Annotated in this window: 1 protein-coding gene; it reads right to left on the bottom strand. The window is 66.5% G+C overall.

The features are described 5' to 3' along the window. Positions 1-248, bottom strand: a 248-nt coding sequence (locus ACM5QX_RS29635; RefSeq protein WP_414756773.1) for a hypothetical protein, incomplete at both ends; no start/stop codon positions are given.

Below are 248 nucleotides of genomic sequence, written 5' to 3' on the forward strand. Positions count from 1 at the left end.
GAGCTGGCCGATCGACAGCGTGCCGTCGCCCGCCACGCCGATGCTCTGGCTGAAATCGACGATGGCGCCCGCCCCGTTGATGAGCTTCGCGCTGCCGCCGTCGGCGTGGCCCAGGAAGTTGACGCGGGACGTGTTGGTGATCGTGGCGCTGCCGGCGGTGCTGTTGTCGAAGAAGAACAGATTGCCGTTGTTGGTCACGTTGGCGCGGCTGGCCGAACCGTGGTCATGGAAGCCCAGCAGGCCGTTGT

This window comes from Anabaena sp. CCY 9910, from assembly GCF_963920875.1.
Lineage (GTDB): Bacteria > Cyanobacteriota > Cyanobacteriia > Cyanobacteriales > Nostocaceae > Trichormus > Trichormus variabilis.